This is a genomic window from Sphingobium olei, assembly GCF_042678845.1.
GTDB classification, from domain to species: Bacteria; Pseudomonadota; Alphaproteobacteria; order Sphingomonadales; family Sphingomonadaceae; genus Sphingobium; species Sphingobium olei.
In genome coordinates, this window is record NZ_JBHTLS010000126.1 from 44,848 (window position 1) to 66,919 (window position 22,072).

Annotated in this window: 22 protein-coding genes; 7 read left to right on the forward strand and 15 right to left on the reverse strand. The window is 65.9% G+C overall.

The window, feature by feature from the left end; genetic code table 11:
• Positions 1-106: 106 nt before the first annotated feature.
• Both mtgA and ACFQ24_RS12115 read right to left on the reverse strand, forming a co-directional pair.
• Positions 107-805, reverse strand: a complete 699-nt coding sequence (gene mtgA / locus ACFQ24_RS12110) for a monofunctional biosynthetic peptidoglycan transglycosylase (protein ID WP_380911518.1) — start codon at positions 803-805, stop codon at positions 107-109.
• Between the two features lie 45 nt (positions 806-850).
• Positions 851-2,140, reverse strand: a complete 1,290-nt coding sequence (locus ACFQ24_RS12115; protein WP_380911520.1) for an MFS transporter — start codon at positions 2,138-2,140, stop codon at positions 851-853.
• An 83-nt stretch (positions 2,141-2,223) separates the two neighbouring features.
• Here ACFQ24_RS12115 and ACFQ24_RS12120 point away from each other — a divergent pair, with 83 nt between their 5' ends.
• Positions 2,224-2,769 carry a TetR/AcrR family transcriptional regulator gene (locus tag ACFQ24_RS12120; RefSeq protein ID WP_380911522.1) on the forward strand — a complete coding sequence of 182 codons (546 nt, stop codon included), beginning with the start codon at positions 2,224-2,226 and terminating at the stop codon, positions 2,767-2,769.
• 68 nt (positions 2,770-2,837) lie between these two features.
• Here the strand turns inward: ACFQ24_RS12120 and rpoH are convergent, their stop codons facing one another.
• Together rpoH and ACFQ24_RS12130 are read right to left on the reverse strand one after the other, a co-directional pair.
• A complete protein-coding gene (gene rpoH / locus ACFQ24_RS12125; RefSeq protein ID WP_380911524.1) occupies positions 2,838-3,749 on the reverse strand; it encodes an RNA polymerase sigma factor RpoH in 912 nt (303 codons plus the stop codon).
• Positions 3,750-3,823: 74 nt separating this feature from the next.
• Positions 3,824-4,777, reverse strand: a complete 954-nt coding sequence (locus tag ACFQ24_RS12130; protein WP_380911526.1) for an RluA family pseudouridine synthase — start codon at positions 4,775-4,777, stop codon at positions 3,824-3,826.
• Between the two features lie 17 nt (positions 4,778-4,794).
• On the opposite strand from ACFQ24_RS12130, the gene ACFQ24_RS12135 reads away from it, so the two are divergent.
• The gene (locus ACFQ24_RS12135) at positions 4,795-5,196 is read left to right on the forward strand and encodes a M67 family metallopeptidase (protein ID WP_380911528.1); all 402 of its coding nucleotides are present in this window, start codon (positions 4,795-4,797) and stop codon (positions 5,194-5,196) included.
• Between the two features lie 99 nt (positions 5,197-5,295).
• The gene (locus ACFQ24_RS12140; protein WP_380911530.1) at positions 5,296-5,949 is read left to right on the forward strand and encodes a histidine phosphotransferase family protein; all 654 of its coding nucleotides are present in this window, start codon (positions 5,296-5,298) and stop codon (positions 5,947-5,949) included.
• Here the strand turns inward: ACFQ24_RS12140 and ACFQ24_RS12145 are convergent.
• The 4 genes from ACFQ24_RS12145 to map all read right to left on the reverse strand — a co-directional run bounded on the left by ACFQ24_RS12145 (position 5,930) and on the right by map (position 9,995).
• Positions 5,930-7,000 carry an NAD(P)H-dependent flavin oxidoreductase gene (locus tag ACFQ24_RS12145; RefSeq protein WP_380911532.1) on the reverse strand — a complete coding sequence of 357 codons (1,071 nt, stop codon included), beginning with the start codon at positions 6,998-7,000 and terminating at the stop codon, positions 5,930-5,932. The two genes, ACFQ24_RS12140 and ACFQ24_RS12145, sit on opposite strands and share 20 nt — an antisense overlap.
• A 77-nt stretch (positions 7,001-7,077) precedes the next feature.
• Positions 7,078-8,490 (reverse strand): type I glutamate--ammonia ligase, encoded by a 1,413-nt coding sequence (gene glnA, locus ACFQ24_RS12150; protein WP_380911534.1) that lies wholly within the window; start codon positions 8,488-8,490, stop codon positions 7,078-7,080.
• A gap of 93 nt (positions 8,491-8,583) precedes the next feature.
• Entirely contained in the window at positions 8,584-8,922 is a 339-nt protein-coding gene (locus tag ACFQ24_RS12155) for a P-II family nitrogen regulator (RefSeq protein WP_380911536.1), read from the reverse strand.
• Between the two features lie 242 nt (positions 8,923-9,164).
• Complete coding sequence (gene map, locus ACFQ24_RS12160) at positions 9,165-9,995, reverse strand: type I methionyl aminopeptidase (RefSeq protein ID WP_380911538.1); 831 nt, start codon at positions 9,993-9,995, stop codon at positions 9,165-9,167.
• 80 nt (positions 9,996-10,075) lie between these two features.
• Between map and ACFQ24_RS12165 the strand changes: the two genes are divergently transcribed.
• The 3 genes from ACFQ24_RS12165 (at position 10,076) to ACFQ24_RS12175 (ending at position 12,801) form a co-directional block, all read left to right on the forward strand.
• Positions 10,076-10,837: a competence/damage-inducible protein A gene (locus ACFQ24_RS12165; RefSeq protein WP_380911638.1), complete on the forward strand. Its 762-nt coding sequence runs from the start codon at positions 10,076-10,078 to the stop codon at positions 10,835-10,837.
• Between the two features lie 93 nt (positions 10,838-10,930).
• Entirely contained in the window at positions 10,931-12,046 is a 1,116-nt protein-coding gene (locus ACFQ24_RS12170) for a DUF3182 family protein (RefSeq protein ID WP_380911540.1), read from the forward strand.
• Positions 12,043-12,801 (forward strand): alpha/beta hydrolase family protein, encoded by a 759-nt coding sequence (locus ACFQ24_RS12175; protein WP_380911542.1) that lies wholly within the window; start codon positions 12,043-12,045, stop codon positions 12,799-12,801. The genes ACFQ24_RS12170 and ACFQ24_RS12175 overlap by 4 nt, the downstream gene beginning before the upstream one ends.
• Before the next feature lie 61 nt (positions 12,802-12,862).
• Here ACFQ24_RS12175 and ACFQ24_RS12180 read toward each other — a convergent pair whose 3' ends face one another.
• Both ACFQ24_RS12180 and gltX read right to left on the reverse strand, forming a co-directional pair.
• Positions 12,863-14,149 carry a citrate synthase gene (locus tag ACFQ24_RS12180; RefSeq protein WP_380911543.1) on the reverse strand — a complete coding sequence of 429 codons (1,287 nt, stop codon included), beginning with the start codon at positions 14,147-14,149 and terminating at the stop codon, positions 12,863-12,865.
• A gap of 20 nt (positions 14,150-14,169) precedes the next feature.
• Positions 14,170-15,591: a glutamate--tRNA ligase gene (gene gltX, locus ACFQ24_RS12185; protein ID WP_380911640.1), complete on the reverse strand. Its 1,422-nt coding sequence runs from the start codon at positions 15,589-15,591 to the stop codon at positions 14,170-14,172.
• 69 nt (positions 15,592-15,660) lie between these two features.
• Between gltX and ACFQ24_RS12190 the strand changes: the two genes are divergently transcribed.
• Positions 15,661-17,820, forward strand: a complete 2,160-nt coding sequence (locus tag ACFQ24_RS12190; RefSeq protein ID WP_380911545.1) for a ComEC/Rec2 family competence protein — start codon at positions 15,661-15,663, stop codon at positions 17,818-17,820.
• Here the strand turns inward: ACFQ24_RS12190 and lexA are convergent.
• The 5 genes from lexA to trpD all read right to left on the reverse strand — a co-directional run bounded on the left by lexA (position 17,781) and on the right by trpD (position 21,966).
• A complete protein-coding gene (gene lexA / locus ACFQ24_RS12195) occupies positions 17,781-18,452 on the reverse strand; it encodes a transcriptional repressor LexA (RefSeq protein ID WP_380911547.1) in 672 nt (223 codons plus the stop codon). The two genes, ACFQ24_RS12190 and lexA, sit on opposite strands and share 40 nt — an antisense overlap.
• A gap of 85 nt (positions 18,453-18,537) precedes the next feature.
• On the reverse strand, positions 18,538-19,719 hold the full coding sequence (locus ACFQ24_RS12200; RefSeq protein WP_380911549.1) for a molybdopterin molybdotransferase MoeA: 1,182 nt from the start codon (positions 19,717-19,719) through the stop codon (positions 18,538-18,540).
• Positions 19,716-20,192, reverse strand: coding sequence for a cyclic pyranopterin monophosphate synthase MoaC (gene moaC, locus ACFQ24_RS12205; RefSeq protein ID WP_380911551.1), 477 nt, complete (start codon positions 20,190-20,192; stop codon positions 19,716-19,718). The genes ACFQ24_RS12200 and moaC overlap by 4 nt, the downstream gene beginning before the upstream one ends.
• On the reverse strand, positions 20,189-20,977 hold the full coding sequence (trpC, locus tag ACFQ24_RS12210; RefSeq protein WP_380911553.1) for an indole-3-glycerol phosphate synthase TrpC: 789 nt from the start codon (positions 20,975-20,977) through the stop codon (positions 20,189-20,191). Before trpC ends, moaC begins: the two co-directional genes overlap by 4 nt.
• Positions 20,974-21,966 (reverse strand): anthranilate phosphoribosyltransferase, encoded by a 993-nt coding sequence (trpD, locus tag ACFQ24_RS12215; RefSeq protein ID WP_380911555.1) that lies wholly within the window; start codon positions 21,964-21,966, stop codon positions 20,974-20,976. Before trpD ends, trpC begins: the two co-directional genes overlap by 4 nt.
• Between the last annotated feature and the right edge of the window lie 106 nt (positions 21,967-22,072).

The window sequence follows — 22,072 nt, forward strand, 5'->3', positions numbered from 1 at the left end:
GTTGGTCGTTGCTGGAACGAGCCTGCATTCCGATAGGATCAACGCCGCGCAATTTTATGATGAATTATACGGGAAATATGCGAAGTTAAGCGCAGGATTTCCTATTTCATCTGAGGCAGCTGTCCAGCCCGTCGCGCTGGACGATGCCGATGCGGCGGGCGATGCTGTTGCCGTAGCGGCGGGTGAAGCCGCCGGGCGCGACGGCGGCGCGGCGCTTGGGCAGGGGGAGGACGGCCGCGATGCGGGCGGCTTCGGCGCGGGTCAACTTGCCCGCGCCATGATGGAAATAGCGGATCGCGCCGGCCTGCACGCCATAGGTGCCGATGCCGGTTTCCGCGACGTTCAGATAGACTTCCATGATCCGCCGCTTGCCCCAGATCGCTTCGATGAGGACGGTGAACCAGGCCTCCAGCCCCTTGCGCACGAAGCCGCCGCCCTGCCACAGGAACACGTTCTTCGCCGTCTGCTGGCTGATGGTGGAGCCGCCGCGGATGCGGCCGCCGCTGGCATTGTGGATCGCCGCCTTCGCGATGGCGTCTACGTCGAAGCCGTGGTGGAGGCAGAATTTCCCGTCCTCCCCCGCGATCGCGGCGCGTGCCATGTTCGGGTCGATCTCGTCCAGGCTGGTCCAGTCCTTGGTGATGCCATTGGAGTCCAGCAGCATCGTCCATGTGACGGGCGGGGGCACGAAGCGGTAGAGGACGGTCATCGCCACCGAAAGGACGATGAAGCCGAGCAGGATCTTGAACGGGATGGCGATCCAGCGGGAGCGGCGGCGGGCGGCGGAGACGGAAGGAGCGGTCATGCCGCCAGCCTAGCGCGCCTGCGGCAGGGTTCAAGCGGCGGCGGTTCAGGCGGCGGCGAGCGTCTGTGGCCGTCCGCGATTGATGAGCAGCACCAGGCCCGCGCCGACCAGGCAGAGCAGGCCGGCGGCGATGAAGGCGGGCATGTAGCTTTGCCAGACGGTGCGCGACAATCCGCCGCCCAGCGCCGCGCTGGCCGCGCCCAGCTGATGCCCGGCGAAGATCCAGCCGAAGACGATGTTAGCCTTTTCAGGGCCGAAGCGCTGCGCGGTCAGCTTCACCGTCGGCGGGACCGTCGCCACCCAGTCGAGGCCATAGAAGACCGCGAAGATGGACAGGCTGTAGAGCGAGAAGTCGCTGAAGGGCAGGTAGAGCAGCGAAAGGCCGCGCAGGCCATAATACCAGAAGAGCAGCCAGCGATTGTCGAACCGGTCGCTGAGCCACCCAGATGCCAGCGTGCCGGCGAAGTCGAACAGGCCCATCATCGCCAGCATCGACGCGGCGCCGACCGCCGCCAGCCCATAGTCGCCGCAGAGCGATATGAAATGCGTCTGTACGAGGCCATTGGTGCTGGCCCCGCAGATGTAGAAGGAGAAGAAGAGGATCCAGAATGTGGGGACTGACGCCGCTTCCCGAAGGATCGTGAGCGGCGTCAGCAGCAGCGCGCCGAGGCTGTGCGGCTGGGGCGGGGCGGGCTGAACCTGCGTGTCGCCATAGGGCGGCAGGCCAAGGTCGGACGGGCGGTCCCGCATCAGCAGCAGCACGACCGCCGCGGCCAGCAGAATCGCGCCGCACACCAGCAGCAAGGCCGCGCGCCAGCCATGATCTTCCGTCAGGCTGGCGAGCAGCGGCAGGAAGGCGAGCTGCCCAGTCGCCGTGCTGGCCGAGAGGAGACCCATGACGAGACCGCGCCGGTCGCTGAACCAGCGAGTCGCCACCGTCGCGCCGAGCACCATGGCGGTAAGACCCGTACCAAGGCCGATCACCACCCCCCAGAGCAGCATCAGCTGCCACAGGCTGGTCATGCCAAGCGACAGCAGCAGCCCGCCGATCACGATCGACAGCGAGATGAGCATCATCCGCCGCACGCCGAAGCGGTTCATGAAGGCGGCGGCGAACGGCCCGATGCCGCCGAACAGGAGGAAGCGGATGGCGAGCGCGCCGCTGATGTCGGCGGCGCTCCAGCCGAACTCCTTCTGCAGCGGCACGATGAACACGCCCGGCGCGCCGACTGCGCCCGCCACCACCAGCATGGTCAGGAAGGTCGCGCCCACCACGGCCCAGCCATAATGGACGTTGCGCGCGGACAAGCGGATGGCGAGGGCGTTGGAGAGCATCGGATTCCCCTGCGTGGCGAAAGGCCTGGTGTTAAATGACGATCGTCATATATAAGTCAAGGGCCGGTTGAGAAGGACAGGATATGAAGGTGAGCCGCGAGCAGGCATCCCGCAATCGGGAAAAGGTGGTTGAGACCGCGTCGCGGCTGTTCCGCGCGCACGGCGTGGACGGCGTGGGCATCGGCGAGGTGATGCGGGCCTGCGACCTGACCCATGGCGGGTTCTATAACCAGTTCGAGTCGAAGGACGCGCTGGCGGCGGAAGCCTGCGCGGCGGCGCTGGCAAAGAGCGCTGCGCGGTGGAGCGGGATTGCCGCAGAGGCGAAGGATGCCGCCGCCGCTATCGCCGACGACTATCTGAGCCCGCGAAATCGCGACGCACCCCAGACGGGCTGTGCGCTGATCGCGCTGGGGCCGGATGCCGCGCGGAAAGGCGGCGATCTGGCGGGGGCGTTCCGGAAGGGGTTCGAGGAACTGGCAGGCATATTGGAACAGGCCGGCGAGATGGATCGATCAGCGGCGCTGGCCCGCATGGCGCAGATGGTGGGAGCGCTGGTGCTGGCCCGCGCGGTCGGCGACGCGGACCTGTCCGACGAGATTTTGCAGGCGGCGCGGGACGCCGCAGGGTAGTTCGCTTGCGATCGGACACAAAAAAGGCCCCGGATCGCTCCGGGGCCTTTTCGCCATGGGGGCTTGGGTCAGATGGCGGCGAGCTTTGCCATGCGACCGATCCGGTCGCCGGCAATGCGCATCATCGCCTTCTGTAGCTTTTCAAAGGCGCGAACCTCGATCTGGCGGACGCGTTCGCGCGACACGCCATAGACCTGGCTCAGTTCCTCCAAGGTCTTGGGCTCCTCGGCAAGCCGACGCTCTGCAAGAATGTGCTTCTCGCGGTCGTTGAGGTCGTCCATCGCCTCGACCAGCATGTCGTGCCGCAGAACCTTTTCCTGCTCGTCGGCGACGCGCTCGTCCTGCAGCGGATCGGTGTCGGCCAGCCAATCCTGCCACTGGCCTTCGCCATCCTCGCGCATGGGGACGTTGAGCGACGTGTCGCCGCCCATCGCCATGCGGCGGTTCATGGAGACCACGTCATCCTCGCTGACGCCAAGATCCTTGGCGATCTTCGCGACATCCTCGGGACGCAGGTCGCCATCCTCGAACGCTTCGATATTGTTCTTCATCCGGCGAAGGTTGAAGAACAGCTTCTTCTGCGCCGCGGTGGTGCCCATCTTCACGAGCGACCAGGAGCGGAGGATGAATTCCTGGATGGAGGCGCGGATCCACCACATGGCGTAGGTCGCCAGCCGGAAGCCGCGGTCCGCCTCAAACTTCTTCACGCCCTGCATCAGGCCGATATTGCCTTCGCTGATGAGTTCGCTGACGGGCAGGCCGTAGCCGCGATAGCCCATCGCGATCTTCGCCACGAGGCGCAGGTGCGAGGTCACGAGTTGCGCCGCAGCCTCAGGATCCTGATGTTCCTGATACCGTTTCGCCAGCATATATTCCTGCTCGGGGGTGAGCAGCGGAAACTTGCGGATTTCCGACAGATAGCGGTTGAGGCTGGCTTCACCGCCCAGCGCCGGAACCGCGGGGACATTGCTCTTGGCCATGTCGTCACCTTTCCCTTTCATGCGCGGCGGGACCCAGAAGAGGCGTCGCTGCGCCGTCGCAAACTTGTCAAAACCTATACGTGAAGCTCGCTTAACAGTTCCTGCATATCGACGGGCAATGCACTTTGGAACAGCAGGGGCTTATCCGTTACGGGATGTATGAACCCCAGTGTTTTCGCGTGCAATGCCTGCCTTTTGAAACCCAGCGTTTCCAGTATCGATTTGAAACCTTTCCTCTCTCTACCGTAAAGCGGATCGCCGATCAAGGGGTGTCCGATATGCGCCATATGGACGCGGACCTGATGGGTGCGGCCCGTTTCCAGCCTGCATTCCACCATAGCCGCCCCCTTGAGCCGCTCAATCATACGATAGTGTGAGCGGGCGTGCTTGCCGCGTCCTTCCCGATGAACGGCCATCTTCTTTCGATCGGCGTCGGAACGGCCGATCCACGTATCGACGACGCCGCTAGGGGGCACGGGGTGGCCATAGACGATGGCGGCGTAGAGCCGATCGATGCTGTGATCCTTGAACTGGCGGGCAAGCCCCTCATGCGCGCGGTCGGATTTGGCCACGACCAGCAGGCCTGATGTGTCCTTGTCGATCCGGTGGACGATGCCGGGGCGCGCCACGCCGCCGATGCCCGAAAGCTGACCGTCGCAATGGTGCAGCAAGGCGTTGACCAGCGTCCCGTCCAGATTGCCGGCGGCGGGATGGACGACGAGGCCGGCGGGCTTGTCGACGACGATCAGGTCCGCATCCTCATGCACGATGACGAGCGGAATATCCTGCGCCACGGTGTCAAGCGGTGTGGGATCGGGCAGGGCGATGGTGAAGGACTGGCCGGCCGCGACTTTCATCGAGGCGCTGATGCGGCCCGGTTGCTCGCTGCGGACATGCCCTTCGCCGATCAGCGCCTTGAGTCGCTCGCGCGAGAGGTCGGGCAGCAGATCGGCCAGGGCGCGGTCCAGCCGCAAGCCGTGCTGCGCCTCCGCGATTGCCGCTTCGATGATGGAAACCCCCGAACCCATGAGGTAGGGATGTAGGAATGAAGGTCGCGATATCAAGGGGATTGATGGAACAAATCGTGGCCCTGGCGGCTGAAAGCCGGAACGAGGTGTGCGGTTTGCTGCTGGGAACGCGGGGCCGGATCGACGCGATAGTGCCGGCCGCCAATGTGGCACCTGACCCCGCGCGCCATTTCGAACTGGACCCGGCCGTGCTGATCCGCGCGCATCGAGCGGCGCGATCCGGCGGCCCGACGGTGGTGGGCCATTATCATTCGCATCCTTCAGGATTGGCCGTTCCGTCTGTGACCGATGCGGAATGCGCAGCGCCGGATGGCAGCCTCTGGCTGATCGTGGCGGGCGGGGAGGCGCGTCTGTGGCTCGCAGGGCGGGACGGCGCCGTTAACGGGCGCTTCACCGAAATTCCGCTCGACCACCAGTGAGCGAAAGGCGGCAGGGCGGGCTTGCATCGTAGGACGGGGCGGCGCATTAGCCTTTATTACGCGCATATTTACTTCCAGACATGGCGATCCCGAAACCGCATGACTCACCCGACCGACAGCATCGAATTTGCCAGCCTGCTCTGCTCCCGCCTGTGCCATGACCTGCTCAGCCCGGTCGGCGCGCTGAACAACGGACTGGAACTGATGGCGGACGAAACCGACCCGCAGATGCGGGAACGCTGCCTGGAACTGCTGTCGGACAGCGCGCGGACATCCGCCAACAAGCTCAAATTCTTCCGCCTGGCGTTCGGATCAGCGGGCGGGTTCGGTGATGCCGTGCCCCCGCACGAGGCGCGCGTCGCCATCGAGGGGATGTTCGCCACCGCCGGCCGGGTGAAGATCGGCTGGATGGTCGAGGAGCAGCTGCTCGACAAGCTGGCCGCGAAAATCCTGCTCAATCTGGCGCTGATCGCGGGAGATGCGCTGGTGCGCGGCGGGCAGCTCGACATCGGGGCGGAGACGCGGCCGGGCGTGACCGAGATCGTCGTGCGCGCCGAAGGGCCGAAGGTGGTGCTGGACCCGGACCTGCGCGCGGCGCTGGCGGGCACGCTGCCGATCGACGGGCTGGCATCGCGCACGGCGGCCGCCTGGATGATCCGCCAGCTGGTGACGGACGCTAAGGGCGACATCGCGCTGTCTCCGCCGGGCGAGCCGGTGCTGCTGTTCGGCGCGTCTATTCCCGATCGGGGCTGAGCCGCATCTCTTTGGCAAGGGTTGCGATGAGCGTCGCGGCGGGGAGCCCGCGGGCGAGCGGGGCGCCCTGACCCGCCCATTGCGCGCCATAGCCGCCTTCGCCTGATGCCTTGGCCGCCTGATTGAGCGCTTTCCCGGCATCATAGGCAATGGGGTAGTCTGGCGGTCGCGGACCGGCGGCGGCGCCCCATTGGGTGAAGCGGTTGGGAAGGCAGCGGGCGGGACGGCCGGAAATGGCCCGGGTCATGACCGTGTGGCTGGCGGCGTCGCTGAACAGCGCCGCGCGATAAGCAGCATCGGCGCTGCTTTCCGGGCAGGCGATGAAGGCGGTGCCGAGTTGGGCGGCGACCGCGCCGAGGTCGAGAGCGGCGCGAACAGCCCGGCCGTCCATGATGCCGCCAGCGGCGATGACGGGGAGGCCGCTCCGTTCCACCAGCAGGCGGGTGAGGGCCATGGTGCCGAGACAGGCGTCCAGCCCGTCGGGATCGAACATGCCGCGATGGCCGCCTGCCTCGAAACCCTGCGCCACGATAGCGTCGATGCCGGCGGCGCGGGCCGCCTGCGCCTCCTCCAAGTTGGTGGCGGTGGCGAGCAGCAGGCAGCCCGCGACCTTGAGCGCGGCGATCCGGCGCGCATCGGGCAGGCCGAAGTGGAAACTGACCACGGCCGGCCTCTCTTCTACCAGCATCGCGAGCATGGCATCGTCATCGGCGAAGCTGCGATAGATTTCGCTTAAAGACGACGGCGGCTCTGCATCAAATTGGGCGAAGAGCGGGCGCAGGGCATCGATCCAGCGGCTTTCGACATCGGGTCGGGCCTGCGCGGGCGGATGAACGAACAGGTTGACGTTGAAGGGCCGGTCGGTCCGCGCCCGTGTGGCGTGGATCATCGCGCGCGCGGTTGCGGCATCCACAGCGCCTACTGCTATCGACCCCAGCGCGCCGGCATTGCTGACCGCCGCCGCCATGTCCGGGGTGGACGTGCCTGCCATAGGCGCCTGGATGATGGGTATGGAAAGGCCAAGGGCGTCGAGCGGGTTCATATGCCCCATGTGGGTGCATTCGTTTCAAAGGAAAAGGCCCGGCCGCATCGCTGCGACCGGGCCTTCCCGTTGGCCTGAGAAAGGGTTCAGGCGCTGTAGTACATGTCGAATTCGACCGGCGAGGGGGCCATTTCCCAGCGATAGACTTCGGGCCACTTCAGCTCGATATAGGCTTCGATCTGGTCCTTGGTGAAGACGTCGCCCTTCAGCAGGAAGTCGTGATCGGCTTCCAGGCTGTTGAGCGCTTCACGGAGCGAACCGCAGACGGTCGGCACCTGGCTCAGCTCTTCGGGCGGCAGGTCGTAGAGATTCTTGTCCATCGCGGCGCCCGGATGGATCTTGTTCTCGATGCCGTCGAGGCCCGCCATCAGCAGCGCGGCGTAGCAGAGATAGGGGTTCGCCATCGCGTCGGGGAAGCGGAATTCCACGCGCTTCGCCTTGGCGCCCGCGCCATAGGGGATGCGGCAGGAGGCCGAACGGTTGCGCGCCGAGTAGGCGAGCAGCACCGGCGCTTCAAAGCCCGGCACCAGCCGCTTGTAGCTGTTGGTGGTCGGGTTGGTGAAGGCGTTGAGAGCCTTGGCATGCTTGATGACGCCGCCGATGAAATAAAGGCAGGTATCGGAGAGGCCGGCATAGCCGTCGCCGGCGAAGAGCGGCTTGCCGCCTTCCCAGATCGACATATGGGTGTGCATGCCCGAGCCGTTATCCTGCGCGATCGGCTTGGGCATGAAGGTCGCGGTCTTGCCGTAGGCCTGGGCGACCATCTGCACGACATATTTGTAGATCTGCATGCGGTCGGCGGTCTGGACCAGCGTACCGAAGGTCAGGCCCAGTTCGTGCTGCGCGGCGGCGACTTCATGGTGATGCTTGTCGCAGGGCAGGCCCATTTCGAGCATCGTCGACACCATTTCGGCGCGGATGTCGGTGCAGGGATCGACCGGCGCGACGGGGAAATAGCCGCCCTTGGCGCGGGGGCGGTGGCCCAGGTTGCCGCCTTCATATTCCTTGCCGGTGTTGGTTGGCAGTTCGATGTCGTCGATCTTGAAGTAGCTCTGCGAATAGTCGTTTTCGAAACGCACATCGTCGAACATGAAGAATTCGGCTTCGGGACCGACATAGACGGTGTCGCCAAAACCGGCCGACTTCACGAAGGCTTCGGCGCGCTTTGCGGTGGAGCGGGGATCGCGGCTGTAAAGCTCGCCGGTGTCGGGCTCGACGATGTCGCAGAAGATGATCAGCATCGGCGTCGCGCTGAACGGATCCACATAGACGGCGTCCAGGTCGGGCTTCAGGATCATGTCCGACTCGTTGATCGCCTTCCAGCCTTCGATCGACGAACCGTCGAACATCAGGCCCTGGGTCAACTCATCCTCGCCGAGCACGCTCGACACCATGGTCAGGTGCTGCCACTTGCCCTTGGGATCGGTGAAACGGACATCGACCCACTCGATCTCCTTTTCCTCGATCATCTTCAGGATGTCTTTTGGCGTGTTGGCCATGTGCAGTTGCCCTTCTCTGTAAAGAACCCCCCCGAAGGGGTCGTTGAAGTTGCTGGCCGCCGATCCCCTGCAAACCGGCGGTGGATATGAACGTCAGATGGCGTCGCTGTCGCGTTCGCCGGTGCGGATGCGCACCGCGCCCTCGATGTTGGAGATGAAGATCTTGCCGTCGCCGATGCGACCGGTCTGCGCGGCGGCGCTGATCGCTTCGACCACGCGTTCGGCAAGATTGTCGTCCACGACGACCTCCAGCTTCACCTTGGGAAGGAAATCGACCACATATTCGGCGCCGCGGTAAAGCTCGGTATGGCCCTTCTGCCTGCCGAAACCCTTGGCCTCAGTCACGGTGATGCCGGACACGCCCACTTCGTGCAGCGCTTCCTTCACCTCATCCAGCTTGAACGGCTTGATGATCGCCTCGATCTTTTTCATCACTTCACATCCCAACCCATGACGCACGCCGGGAGAGCGGGAGGAACCCGCGTCCCTTGTCTTCCGAACAGACGATCATCATGCCCCCCGAGGCGGCCTCGTCCATCGTTACCAATCAATTACCGTGCCAAGCGGCGAATCGCTAGGACATGCTTTCGGCCAAGCCGCAATCTTTGTCCATATTGCCCTGATTTCGGGCAATATGGTAACGCTATGCCTGTTTTTTGAGCAGACCTCTATCGTCAGGCCAGATAGGGCGGGCAGTCCAGTCCCGCCGGGCTTTTGGTGAAGATTTCGCAGCCGGTTTCGGTGATGCCGATGCTGTGTTCGAACTGCGCCGACAGGGTGCGGTCGCGCGTGACCGCCGTCCAGCCATCGTCCAGCATCTTCACGCCGGGCTTGCCGATATTGATCATGGGTTCGATGGTGAAGAACATGCCGGGGCGCAGCTCGGGGCCGGTGCCAGGACGGCCGACATGCACGACTTCGGGACTGTCGTGGAACACCCGGCCCAGGCCATGGCCGCAGAAGTCGCGCACCACGCCATAGCGATGCTTTTCCGCATGCCGCTGGATCACATGGCCGATGTCGCCCAGATGATTGCCCGGCTTCGCCTGTTCGATGCCCAGCATCAGGCATTCATAGGTAACTTCAATTAGGCGGCGCGCCTTGATCGATGTTTCGCCGGCGATGTACATGCGGCTGCTGTCGCCATGCCAGCCGTCGACCAGCGGCGTGACGTCGATGTTGAGGATGTCGCCGTCCTTCAGGCGATAATCGCCCGGAATGCCGTGGCAGATGACGTTGTTCAGGCTGGTGCAGCAGCTGTGGGTATAACCGCGATACCCAAGCGTCGCAGGCACGCCGCCGCCGTCCAGCGTCATGCGGCGGACGATGTCGTCCAGTTCACCGGTCGTGACGCCCGGCACGACATGCGGCACGAGCGCGTCGAGGATCTCGGCCGCCAGTCGGCCCGCTTTTCGCATGCCGGCGAAGCCCGTTTCGTCATAGAGTTTGATCGCGGCGGAGCGGGTCACCGGCGCATCGGCCGTCATCGTCATATATTCGGTCATGCAGCGTTTATAGGCATTTGCGCCGCATATTGCGAGAGGGCGCTAGGCAGGACCGCATGGCCGGGCTATTGGCTGTCGCCATGGCCGATCCGACCCGAATCTGGACCGCAGCGCTGATCGTGATCGGCGACGAGATCCTGTCCGGTCGCACCCAGGACAAGAACATCGCGCAGATCGCGTCCTGGCTGAACGTGCAGGGCATAAGGCTGCGCGAGGTGCGCGTGGTTCCCGACGTCGCCGACGCCATCGTTGAGGCGGTGAACGCGCTGCGGGCCCGCAACGACTATCTGTTCACTACGGGCGGCATCGGGCCGACCCATGACGACATCACCGTCGATTCGATCGCGCAGGCGCTGGACGTGGACGTGGTGGTGCATCCGCAAGCGCGCGCGGTGCTGGACGCCTATTATGAGACGCGCGGCGGGTTGACGGAGGCGCGGCTACGGATGGCGCGGGTGCCGCAGGGCGCGAACCTGATCGAGAATCGCATGTCGGGCGCACCGGGCATCCGGCTCGGCAACATCTTCATCATGGCCGGCGTGCCGCATATCACAGCCGGGATGCTGGAAAGCCTGACCGGCACGCTGGAGGGCGGGCTGCCCCTGCTGTCGCGCACCATCGGCTGTTGGGTTGCGGAAAGCGAGATCGCGGACCTGCTGGGCCGGACGGAAAAGGCGCACGACGGTTGCCAGATCGGCAGCTATCCCTTTTTCCGCGACGGGCGGACGGGCGCGAACTTCGTGATCCGGTCCACCGACCCGGCGGCGCTGGACGCCTGCACCGGCGATCTCACGCGCGCGCTGGAAGAGGGCGGCTGGCCCGTAACGGACGGCGGCATCTAAGGCCGCGCGACCGGCCGACGCGATGGACATTTCCCAGGACTGTGGCGTTTCCCCGATGCGCCGCACCCATGCTGCCGGCGCGAGGAGGCAGATATGGGATTGGCTTTCCGACCGCACATCGCGCCCTATTTCAGCGCTTCTGCGACGATGACCAACGAGCATGACCGGGCATCCCGTAACGAGATGATCCGGCGGATAGCGCTGCTGGGGCAGGGCAGCGTGATGGACGAAGACGCATGGCGCGCCCTGCGCCCCGCCGATCTCTACGGGCTGAACCTGCTGCTGGTGCCGGACGCCGTGCTGGACCGGGCGGAGGCGGATGCGATCGGCGTTACGCAGGAGTCGCAAATCTATGGCGGCGTGACGCCCTGCGGCTTCATTTCGACGAAGATTGTCAGCCACGGCCTGCTGCTGGACGATGCGCCGGCTCCGGCGGGGTGGTCCCATGCGCTGGGAAAGGCGATCGCGCCGTGCGTGCTGGACGGCTTTTCCATCTTTTCCGTGGCGGACGCCAAGGCGGCAGGCCGGCTGCTGCTTGCCAGCGGTCCTGCGCGGGTCAAGGATGTGGACGGTACGTCGGGACGGGGACAGACGGAGGTTGCGAGCATCGAAGCGCTGGACGCCGCCATTGCGGAGCGCGACCCCGACGAGATCGCCGCAAAGGGCCTGGTGATCGAAGAAAATCTGGAAGACGTCACGACCTTCAGCGTGGGCACGGTGACCCTGTTTGGCCAGTCCATCGCCTATTGGGGCACCCAAAGGCTGACGATGAACAATCATGGCGAAACCGTCTATGGCGGGTCGCAGCTGCATGTGGTGCGCGGCGGCTTCGATGCGCTGGCGCGGGAGCCGCTGGCGGTGGAGTTGGCCGAAGCGGTGGCGAAGGCGACTGCCTATGACCACGCGGTGTTCCAAGCCTATCCGGGGCTGATCGCGTCGCGTCGCAACTATGACGTTGCGTTCGGACATAACGGCCGGGGCGAACGGCGGATCGGCGTGCTGGAGCAAAGCTGGCGACCGGGCGGGGCGAGCGGGGCGGAAATCGCTGCCTTCGAGGCGCTGGCGCGTGATCCCGATCGCCGCAGCGTCACCTGCGCGACGATGGAGGTTTATGGCGATGTCGATGCGGCGCCGCCGCAGGCGAGCCTCTATTATGGCGGTGTCGATCCCGTCGCTGGTCCGATGACCAAATATGCAGTGGAACTATGACGGCGCATCAGGCGAACGCGACCGATGGACGGGTTTCGATCAAGGTGGATGGCGAGCATCTGGATGGCACGCTGCTGTCGCCCGCCAAGCTGATACCCGGCGTGCTGTTCATCCACGGCTGGGGCGGGAGCCAGGAACAGGATATGGTCCGGGCCGAGGAAATTGCCCAGCTGGGCTGCATCTGCTTCACCTTCGACCTGCGCGGCCATGCGCGCCATGCCGATGAGCGCAATATCGTCACGCGGGCGGACGGACTGGCCGATGTGACCGCCGCCTATGATTTTCTGACTTCGCAGGAAGGCGTGGACCCCTCGGCCATCGGCGTGGTGGGGACGAGCTATGGCGGCTATCTGGCGACGTTGCTGACGGCGGAGCGGCCCGTGACATGGCTGGCGCTGCGAGTGCCGGCGCTTTATCCCGACAGCCATTGGGACGTGCCCAAGGCGTTGATCGATCGGGACGAGATCAACCGATATCGAAGCGCATTCCGCAGCCCACGCGAGGACAGGGCGCTTGCGGCCGGCGAGCGGTTCACCGGCGATGTGCTGATCGTGGAATCGGAGAATGACAGCTATGTGCCGCACACGGCGATCACATCCTATATCGCTGCCTTTCACCGCGCATCATCGCTCAGCCACCGGATATTGAAGGGGGCGGACCATTCGCTGCGCAACGAAAGCTGTCGCAAGGCCTATAACCGGCTGCTGGTCAACTGGATGGAAGAGATGGTGCGCGGCGGACGGCGCGGCGGCTGAGTGCCCCATGAAAAACGGCGCCCGGTGAGGGGCGCCGTGCTTCATTTTCATCCTGTCCGTGTCAGCGGTTGCCGACCGGGACGTAATCGCGCTGCGTCGGGCCGGTGTAGAGCTGACGCGGACGGCCGATCTTCTGCGCTGGGTCGGAGATCATCTCGTTCCACTGCGCGACCCAGCCCACGGTGCGGGCGAGCGCGAACAGCACGGTGAACATCTCGGTCGGGAAGCCGATGGCCGACAGGATCACGCCCGAATAGAAATCGACGTTCGGGTAGAGCTTCTTTTCGATGAAATAGGGATCGTTGAGCGCGATCTGCTCCAGTTCCTTCGCGACGTCGAACACCGGGTCGGTGACGCCCAGCTTCTCCAGCACGTCCTTCGCGGTCTTCTGCATGACCGTCGCGCGCGGATCGTAATTCTTGTACACGCGGTGGCCGAAGCCCATCAGGCGGAACGGATCGTCCTTGTTCTTGGCGCGGGCGATATATTCCGGGATGCGGTCCACCGTGCCGATCTCGCGCAGCATGTTGAGCGCGGCTTCGTTCGCGCCGCCATGCGCCGGACCCCAGAGGCAGGCGATGCCCGCCGCGATGCAGGCGAAGGGATTGGCGCCCGACGAACCGGCAAGGCGCACGGTCGAGGTCGAGGCGTTCTGCTCATGGTCGGCGTGGAGGATGAAGATCTTGTCCATCGCGTCGGCGATCACCGGATCGACCACATATTCCTCCGCCGGGACCGAGAAGGTCATGCGCAGGAAGTTGGCGGTGTAGGAGAGGTCGTTACGCGGATAGACGAAGGGCTGACCCACCGAATATTTATACGCCATCGCCGCGATCGTCGGCATCTTCGCGATCAGGCGGTGGCTGGCGATCTTGCGCTGTTCCGGATCGTTGATGTCGGTCGAGTCGTGATAGAAGGCCGAGAGCGCGCCGACAACGCCGCACATGATCGCCATCGGGTGCGCGTCGCGACGGAAGCCGCGATAGAAGGTGGTGAGCTGTTCATGCACCATCGTGTGGCGCGTGATCGTGCGGGTGAAGTCCTCCAGCTCCTTCTTCGAGGGCAATTCGCCGTTGAGCAGCAGATAGCTGACTTCCATGAAGCTCGACTGTTCGGCGAGCTGGTCGATCGGATAGCCGCGATGGAGCAGGATGCCCGCGTCGCCATCGATATAGGTGAGCCCCGAATCGCAACTGGCGGTCGAGGTGAAGCCGGGATCGTAGGTGAACATGCCCGTGTTGGCGTAGAGCTTCCGCACGTCGATGACCTGCGGACCCACGGTGCCATTCATGATGGCGTAGTCGGCGCTCTCCCCGCCGACGGTCAGAGTGGCATTTTTATCGGACATATTGTTCTCCTTGCGTGCCATCAACCAGCCGTGGCGTGCCCTGCCGCGGTCAGTCGTTCCAAGCTCTCCTCTTTCCCCAACAGAAAGAGGACATCGAAAATACCCGGCGAGACCGTGCGTCCGGTGAGCGCCGCCCTGAGCGGCTGCGCCACCTTGCCCAGCCCCAGGCCAGCATCCTCCGCCACGCGGCGTATTGCGTCTTCGATCGCTTCGACCGTCCAGGACTGGACGGCTTGCAGAGCGTCGGCTGTCTTGGTCAGCAGCGCGCGCGCGGAATCGTCTAGCAGAGCGGATGCCTTTTCGTCAAAATCCAGCGGCACGGCCTTGAACAGGAATTCCGCGCCTTCCGCGATCTCGTTCAGCGTCTTCGCACGCGGCTTGAGCGAGGGCATCGCGGCGGTCAGTATGTCGCGGTTGGCGTCGGTCAGCAGGATGCCGAGCCGGCTTTCCACGCGCGGCGCGACAAGGGCCGCCAGGCGCGCATCATCCGCCTCCCGCAGATAATGGCCGTTCAGATTTTCCAGTTTCTTGATGTCGAAGCGCGAGGGCGAGCGGCCAACGCCATTGATGTCGAACAGTTCGATGGCGCGCGCTACGGACAAGATTTCCTCGTCGCCATGGCCCCAGCCCAGCCGCAGCAGATAGTTAAGCACCGCTTCTGGCAACATGCCCATCTCGTCGCGATAGGCGTCCACTCCCAGCGCGCCGTGCCGCTTCGACAGCTTCGCGCCGTCCGACCCGTGGATCAGGGGGATATGGGCGTAGGTCGGCTCTTCCCAGGCCATCGCCTTGATGATCGTCAGCTGACGGAAGGCGTTGTTGAGATGGTCGTCGCCGCGGATAACGTGGGTCACACCCATGTCATGATCGTCCACGACGACCGCCAGCATATAGGTGGGCGTGCCGTCCGAGCGGAGCAGGATCATGTCGTCCAGTTCGCTGTTCTGGACGACGACGCGGCCCTGCACCGCATCCTCGATCACCGTTTCGCCCTCGCGTGGCGCCTTGATGCGGATGACGAAGGGCGCGCCTTCGGGTGCTTCCTCGGCCAAGCGATCGCGCCAGCGGCCGTCATAGCGCAGCGGCTGCTTGGCCGCGCGCTGCTGTTCGCGCAGGTCAGCAAGCTCTTCGGGCGTCGCGTAACATCTATAGGCGTGGCCGGCGTCGAGCAGTTGGTTCGCGACCTCCGCATGGCGGGGCGTACGCTCGAACTGGAAGACAGCGGGCTCGTCGCCGCCAAGGCCGAGCCATTCAAGCCCGTCAAAGATGGCCGCGACAGCCTCCTCGGTCGAACGGGCGCGGTCCGTGTCTTCGATGCGGAGCAGGAACTTGCCGCCATGATGCCGCGCGAAGAGCCAGTTGAAGAGCGCCGTGCGCGCGCCGCCGATGTGCAGATAGCCCGTGGGCGAGGGGGCGAAACGGGTCACCACAGCCTTGTTCATTCCCGTTGCACTTCCGCTCATATTCTTTGACATTCGCCTTGCCGACCCATGGATGCGACGCCCCCTAGCATGGCTTTTGCGCCGCGACAAACGTCCCTTCGGGCGGGGGCTGCGCAATGGCTGACCACGGCCCGCGCCGCAGCGGAAGGATGGCTGGAAGAGGAACGGGAGCAGGTCGGCCTGTGGGTGCCGGTCGCGCTGGGCGCAGGGGTGGCGGCGTGGTTCATGCTGCCCAACGCGCCGATGTGGCTGGCACTGTGCTGCGGGATGCTGGCGCTGGCGTGCATCGGCGCGATGCTGCCGGCTGGCGGACGGGTGCGGCGGATGGTCATCATAGGCGCGACGCTGCTGTGCGCCGGATGCCTGCTGGTGTGGGGCAAGGCGGCGGTGATCGGCGAGAGGCCGCTTGCCCGCGCGGTGTTTGCGCGCGTGATGGGAACGGTGGAGTCGGTGCAGGACGTGCCCGCGCAGGACATCGTGCGGGTGCGCGTGCGGCCCGTCGACGCGCCGGACCTGCCGAGCCTGGTGCGGATCAACATCGCGAAGGCGGACGTGCCGGCGGGGCTGGGCGAAGGCGCGACGATCCGGTTTCGCGCACGGTTGATGCCGCCCGCGCCGCCGAGCGTACCGGGCGGATATGACTTTGCAGCTCGCGCTTATTTCCAGGGTATCGGCGCGACCGGCAAGGCGCTGAAGCCTGTCGAAGTCTTGCGTGCATCGGACGCGGCCCCGCCGCTGCGCGCCCGGTTGTTCGGCCATATACTTGAGCGCGTGGATGGGGCCGGGGGTGGGATCGCCGCCGCGCTGGCGACGGGCGATCAGGGCGCGATCGCCGAGGAGGATGCCGAAGCGATGCGGCGCAGCGGGCTGGCACACCTGCTGTCGATCAGCGGCTTGCATGTGACGGCGCTGATCGGCGCGGTCATATTCCTGCTGATGCGGACGCTGGCGCTGAGCCGGCGCGCGGCGTTGACACTGCCGTTGATGTTGATCGCGGCGGCGGGAGGGGCGCTGGCGGGCATCTTCTATACCTGGCTGACGGGTGCGGAGGTGCCGACGCTGCGGTCCTGCGTCGCGGCCTTGCTGGTGCTGGGCGGGCTGGCGATGGGGCGGGACGCCATGACGCTGCGGCTGGTCGCGACGGGCGCGCTGGCGGTGCTGATCTTCTGGCCCGAGGCGCTGGTGGGGCCGAGTTTTCAGATGAGTTTCGCGGCAGTCACGGCGCTGGTGGCGCTGTCGGAGCATCGGGCATTCCGCGCCTTTGCGGCGGCGCGCGACGAGAGCGTGTTTCGCAAGGGGTTGCGCATGTTAGCCGTAACATTGGCGACCGGGGTGGCGGTGGAGCTGGCGCTGATGCCCATCGCGCTGTTTCACTTCCATAAGGCGGGTATGCTCGGCGCGTTCGCCAATCTCGTGGCGATCCCGCTGACGACCTTCGTCGTTATGCCGCTGGAGGCGCTGGCGTTGACGCTGGACATTGTAGGGCTGGGCGCGCCCTTCTGGTGGTTGACGGGACGAGCGCTGGACCTGTTGCTGGGAATCGCGCATGGCGTGGCGGCAAGTCCGATGGCGACGATGCTAGCCCCGGCGACAAGCGACGCGTTGTTCGGCGGGATGATCGCCGGCCTGCTATGGTGCCTGCTCTGGCGCAGCCGCTGGCGATGGCTTGGAGTGCCGCCGGTGCTGGTGGGGATGATCCTGACGCTGACGGCGCGACCGCCCGACATCCTGGTCACGGGCGATGGACGACATGTGGCGGTTCGGACTGACGAGGGCATGGCGCTGCTGCGCGAGCGGGCCGGGGACTATGTGCGCGACATGCTATCGGAAAGCGCCGGCTATGACGGAGAGCTGGCGGCGCTGGCGAGTCTGCCCGGCGCGCGTTGCTCGCAGGATTTGTGCGCACTGCGCATGGAAAGCGGAGGGCGGCGATGGCGGTTGCTGTTCACGCGCAGTGACATGCTGATCGAGCGGCGGACGTTCGCGCGCGATTGCGCGGCGGCGGATATCGTGGTCAGCGACCGGGCCTTGCCGCGATGGTGCAAGCCGCGCTGGTTGAAGATCGACCGCCGCCTGCTCGCCCGCACCGGAGGGCTGTCGATCGCCCTCGCGAGCGGCGATATCCGCACCGTTCGGCAACCGGGCGACGCGCATCCGTGGATCGCGCGCCAGGTCCGCCGCGGGCGACCTCAATTATACCGACGAAGCAGCCCGGCGAGCTTGCCCTGAATGCGCACTTGGCGCGGGTCGTAGATTTGCGGCTCATAGGCCGCGTTGGCCGGATCCAGGCGGACCTTCGCGCCTTCGCGACGGAAATATTTGAGCGTCGCTTCGGCATCGTCGATCAGGGCGACGACGATCTGGCCTTCGCGCGCGACTTCAGTGCGCTGGATGAGCGCGAAGTCGCCATCGAGGATGCCGGCCTCCACCATCGAATCGCCCGACACTTCCAGCGCATAATGATCACCGGCACCAAGCAGCGCGGCGGGGACGGACAACATCGTCTGCCCCTCCATCGCCTCGATCGGGACGCCGGCGGCGATGCGGCCGTGCAGGGGGATTTCGATTACGTCGTTGGCTGCGATCGGGAGCGCGGGCGCAGCCTTGGGCTTCAGCGACACGACCGGGGCGGGCGCGCGGTGCATGGCGTCCGGCAGCTTCAGCACTTCGAGCGCGCGGGCGCGATTGGGCAGGCGGCGGATGAAGCCGCGTTCCTCCAGCGCGTTGATCAGCCGATGGATGCCCGATTTGGACCGCAGGTCGAGCGCGTCCTTCATCTCCTCGAACGAGGGCGATACGCCGCCTTCGTCAAGCCGGGTCTGAATGAAGCTCAGCAATTCCTGCTGCTTGGGCGTCAACATCGCGATCCTCCATGGAACGTATGAGGAACGCATAGGAAACACAAAGTGGTTCGTCAAGCAAAGAACCCGCCGAATTTGACCCAGGTCAATCTAGCGGGAGGATGGTCACCCGGTCGCCAGCCGAGGCGGGAGGGGAGCCGGCGGGACGCAGGATCAGGCAGTCGGCTCGCGCCATGGCGGCCGTGGCGGCGCTGTCCTGCGATGTGACCGATACGATGCCGCCCTCGGCGCGGAAGGCGCGCAGATAGTCGTCACGCTCGCCTGTCGCGGGAAGCGGTGAGGCGAGCGGTGCGTCGCTGCTGCGCGGCAGGGGGCGGGCGGCGCCGCTGATGTGGCGCAGGAGGGGTAGGAGGAAGAGCGTCGCAGTGACGAAGGCGGAAACCGGATTGCCGGGCAGGCCAAGGAAGAGCGCGTCCCCGAGCTTGCCAGCCATCAGCGGCTTGCCGGGACGCATACGGATTTTCCAGAAATCGAGCGCGCCGCCAGCCTGCTCAAAAGCGGGGCGGACAAGGTCATGATCCCCCACCGATGCGCCGCCGGTGGTGACGATGATGTCCGCCTGCGCAGCGCTGGCGAAGGCGGCGGTCATCTGCGTTAGATCGTCGGGCACGATGCCCATGTCGATGACTTCGCATGGCAGCGCCGCCAGCATCGCAGCGAGCATCGGCGCGTTCGAGGAAGGGAGGAAACCGGGCGGCACCGGCGCACCGGGCGGCACCAGCTCATTGCCGGTGGAAAGCAGCGCGACGCGCGGTCGGCGGCGGACGGGCAGCGCGCCATGGCCGGCAAGGACCGCCGCCGCGACCTGCGCCGGGCCAAGATGAAGCCCGGCCTCCAGCAATATCGCACCGTCCGCGAAGTCGGATGCGGCAGGGCGGACATGGTGCCCGGACGGTAGGGGATCGTGGCTGGCGGTAAGGTGGTCGCCATCGCGCGTGGCGTTTTCCTGGATCAGGACGGCGTCGGCACCCGGCGGGAGCGGCGCGCCGGTGAAGATGCGGACGGCTTCACCCGCGCCGATAGCTTGAGGCTGGGTCGCGCCGGCCGCGCTTTCACCCACGACGCGCCAAGGGCCTGGCCAGTCCGCCGCGCGCACGGCATAGCCGTCCATCGCCGAGAGATCGGCCCAGGGCTGGTCGCGGAGCGCCAGAACGTCATGAGCCAGCCAGCGCCCGGCCGCTTGCACCACGGGCACTTGTTCCACCGCCAGCGGCGAGGCGAGGGCGAACAGGCGCGCCTGCGCCTCAGCGACCGGGAGCAGGCTCATGGCGTCCGCCGCCAGCCGCCTGACTTGCCACCGGTCTTGGATTCGAGGCGAACGCCGCCGATGACCATGGCCTTGTCCAGCGCCTTCGCCATGTCATAGATGGTGAGCAGGGCGACGGAGGCAGCGGTGAGCGCCTCCATTTCGACACCCGTCTGTCCTGCGGTGCGGGCGGTCGCGGTGACGGTGACGCCGCCTTCATCCAGATCGAAATCGAGCGTCACGGCGCTCAAGGCGATGGGGTGGCAGAGCGGGATGAGGTCGGCGGTGCGCTTGGCCGCCATGATGCCGGCGACACGCGCCACGGCCAGAACGTCGCCTTTCTTGACGAGGCCTTGCGCAATGGCGGCGGCGGCGTCCGGGTTCATATCAATACGGCCCGATGCGACCGCTTCGCGTGCGGTAGTCGCCTTGGCGGACACATCGACCATGCGTGCCGCGCCGTCCTCGTCCAGATGGGTGAGGCCGCCGCTCATGCGCCGGTCAGCAGCGTGCGGGTCGCCGCCTCGACATCGGCCTGCCGCATCAGCGTTTCACCGACGAGGAAGCAGCGCACGCCGTGGTCGGCCATGGCGGTGAGATCAGAATGGCCGGCAAGGCCGCTTTCGGCAACGAAGGTGCAGCCTTCGGGAGCCTTGCCGACCAGTTCGTAGGTGCGCGCGAAATCCACCGTGAAATCGCGCAAGTCGCGATTGTTGACGCCGATGAGGCGGGAGCGGAGGGACAGCGCGCGCTCCAGTTCTGCGTCGTCATGCACTTCGATCAAGGCGTCCATGCCAAGGCCGTGGGCGGCATCCTCAATCTCACGCATCTGCCCGTCATCGAGCGCGGCGACGATGATGAGGATGGCGTCCGCGCCCAACGCCCGGCTTTCCAGCACCTGCCAGGGATCGACCAGGAAATCCTTGCGCAGCACCGGCAGCGAGCAGGCGGCGCGGGCGGCCACCAGATAATCGTCATGGCCCTGGAAATAGGGTTGGTCGGTGAGGACCGAGAGGCAGGCCGCGCCGCCGGCTTCGTAGGCGGCGGCATGGGCGGGCGGGTCGAAATCGGGGCGGATCAGCCCCTTGGAAGGGCTGGCTTTCTTCACCTCAGCGATGAGGCCGAAGCCGGTCGTGGCGGCGGCATCCAGTGCGCGGCGGAAGCCACGGGGCGGGGTCTGGCCGGCGGCGCGCGCCTGAAGATCGGCCATGCTGGTCGCCGCCTTGCGCCGCGCGACATCCTCGCGCTTGAAGTCGCAGATTTCGGTGAGCTTGTTCATGAATAGGCTATCCAGCAATTGAGGAGCGCGTTGGCAAGGCCCCGGTCGATGGTTTCGGCGGCTTCCTCGACGCCTTCGCGAAGGTCCGGCACGGCGCCGGCGACCAGCAGGGCGGCGGCTGCGTTCAGCAGCACGGCGTCGCGATAGGGGCCATGTTCGCCCTGAAGCAGGCCGCGCAGCGCGGCGGCGTTGTGGGCGGCATCGCCACCCCGGATCGCTTCGACCGGATACGTCGCCAGGCCAAGCTCGGCGGCAGTTAGGCGGCGCATCGCGACAAGACCGTCCGCCGTCACTTCGGCCACGTCGTTGCCGCCCGCGAGCGAGAGTTCGTCCAGCCCTTCGTCCCCCGACACGATCATCGCATGATCCACCCCGATGTCGCCCAGCGCCTGTGCATAGATGGGGACATAGGCGGGGCGGGCGATGCCGATCAGCTGGCGGCGGACGCGGGCGGGATTGGCGAGCGGTCCCATCAGGTTGAAGATGGTCCGCTCCCCGATGGCCTTGCGGATCGGGCCGAGCCGCTTCAGCGCCGGGTGGTAGTTTTGCGCGAAGAGGAAGCAGATGCCGAGATCGGCCAATGTCGCCTGCGCCGTGGCGGCAGCGCGGTCGAGATCGAGGCCGAGCGCCTCCAGCGTGTCGGCCGCCCCGGCCTTGGACGAGGCGGCGCGGTTGCCGTGCTTGGCGACGGGCACGCCGGCGGCTGCGACGACCAGGCTGACGGCGGTCGAGACGTTCAGGGTGTGGTGGCCATCGCCCCCGGTGCCGCAGACGTCGATGGCTCCGGCCGGCGCTTCGACTGCGATCATGCGGGCGCGCATGGCGCGAGCAGCGGCCGCGATCTCCGTCGCGGTCTCGCCGCGCCGGGCCATGGCGACGAGGAAGGCGGCGATGTCTTCGTCCGTCAGATCGGCGTCGAACAGCAGGTCGAACGCCTGCGCGGCGGCATCGGCATCCAGCGGCATCGAAGGATCGGGCAGACGGGTCATCGCGCCGGCCTTAATCGGCGGAAGGGCGCGCTGTCGAGGGGGCGATCCCGCTTAGCTTCGCATATTTCCCGCAGAAATTGACATTTCATGTCCTACCCGAGCAACT

Excerpts from the sequence above, each read along its gene's own strand:
- mtgA (WP_380911518.1), bottom strand. The coding sequence starts at position 805 with ATGACCGCTCCTTCCGTCTCCGCCGCCCGCCGCCGCTCCCGCTGGATC.
- ACFQ24_RS12115 (WP_380911520.1), bottom strand. The coding sequence starts at position 2,140 with ATGCTCTCCAACGCCCTCGCCATCCGCTTGTCCGCGCGCAACGTCCAT.
- ACFQ24_RS12120 (WP_380911522.1), top strand. The coding sequence starts at position 2,224 with ATGAAGGTGAGCCGCGAGCAGGCATCCCGCAATCGGGAAAAGGTGGTT.
- rpoH (WP_380911524.1), bottom strand. The coding sequence starts at position 3,749 with ATGGCCAAGAGCAATGTCCCCGCGGTTCCGGCGCTGGGCGGTGAAGCC.
- ACFQ24_RS12130 (WP_380911526.1), bottom strand. The coding sequence starts at position 4,777 with ATGGGTTCGGGGGTTTCCATCATCGAAGCGGCAATCGCGGAGGCGCAG.
- ACFQ24_RS12135 (WP_380911528.1), top strand. The coding sequence starts at position 4,795 with ATGAAGGTCGCGATATCAAGGGGATTGATGGAACAAATCGTGGCCCTG.
- ACFQ24_RS12140 (WP_380911530.1), top strand. The coding sequence starts at position 5,296 with ATGACTCACCCGACCGACAGCATCGAATTTGCCAGCCTGCTCTGCTCC.
- ACFQ24_RS12145 (WP_380911532.1), bottom strand. The coding sequence starts at position 7,000 with ATGGGGCATATGAACCCGCTCGACGCCCTTGGCCTTTCCATACCCATC.
- glnA (WP_380911534.1), bottom strand. The coding sequence starts at position 8,490 with ATGGCCAACACGCCAAAAGACATCCTGAAGATGATCGAGGAAAAGGAG.
- ACFQ24_RS12155 (WP_380911536.1), bottom strand. The coding sequence starts at position 8,922 with ATGAAAAAGATCGAGGCGATCATCAAGCCGTTCAAGCTGGATGAGGTG.
- map (WP_380911538.1), bottom strand. The coding sequence starts at position 9,995 with ATGACCGAATATATGACGATGACGGCCGATGCGCCGGTGACCCGCTCC.
- ACFQ24_RS12165 (WP_380911638.1), top strand. The coding sequence starts at position 10,076 with ATGGCCGATCCGACCCGAATCTGGACCGCAGCGCTGATCGTGATCGGC.
- ACFQ24_RS12170 (WP_380911540.1), top strand. The coding sequence starts at position 10,931 with ATGGGATTGGCTTTCCGACCGCACATCGCGCCCTATTTCAGCGCTTCT.
- ACFQ24_RS12175 (WP_380911542.1), top strand. The coding sequence starts at position 12,043 with ATGACGGCGCATCAGGCGAACGCGACCGATGGACGGGTTTCGATCAAG.
- ACFQ24_RS12180 (WP_380911543.1), bottom strand. The coding sequence starts at position 14,149 with ATGTCCGATAAAAATGCCACTCTGACCGTCGGCGGGGAGAGCGCCGAC.
- gltX (WP_380911640.1), bottom strand. The coding sequence starts at position 15,591 with ATGAACAAGGCTGTGGTGACCCGTTTCGCCCCCTCGCCCACGGGCTAT.
- ACFQ24_RS12190 (WP_380911545.1), top strand. The coding sequence starts at position 15,661 with ATGGCTTTTGCGCCGCGACAAACGTCCCTTCGGGCGGGGGCTGCGCAA.
- lexA (WP_380911547.1), bottom strand. The coding sequence starts at position 18,452 with ATGTTGACGCCCAAGCAGCAGGAATTGCTGAGCTTCATTCAGACCCGG.
- ACFQ24_RS12200 (WP_380911549.1), bottom strand. The coding sequence starts at position 19,719 with ATGAGCCTGCTCCCGGTCGCTGAGGCGCAGGCGCGCCTGTTCGCCCTC.
- moaC (WP_380911551.1), bottom strand. The coding sequence starts at position 20,192 with ATGAGCGGCGGCCTCACCCATCTGGACGAGGACGGCGCGGCACGCATG.
- trpC (WP_380911553.1), bottom strand. The coding sequence starts at position 20,977 with ATGAACAAGCTCACCGAAATCTGCGACTTCAAGCGCGAGGATGTCGCG.
- trpD (WP_380911555.1), bottom strand. The coding sequence starts at position 21,966 with ATGACCCGTCTGCCCGATCCTTCGATGCCGCTGGATGCCGATGCCGCC.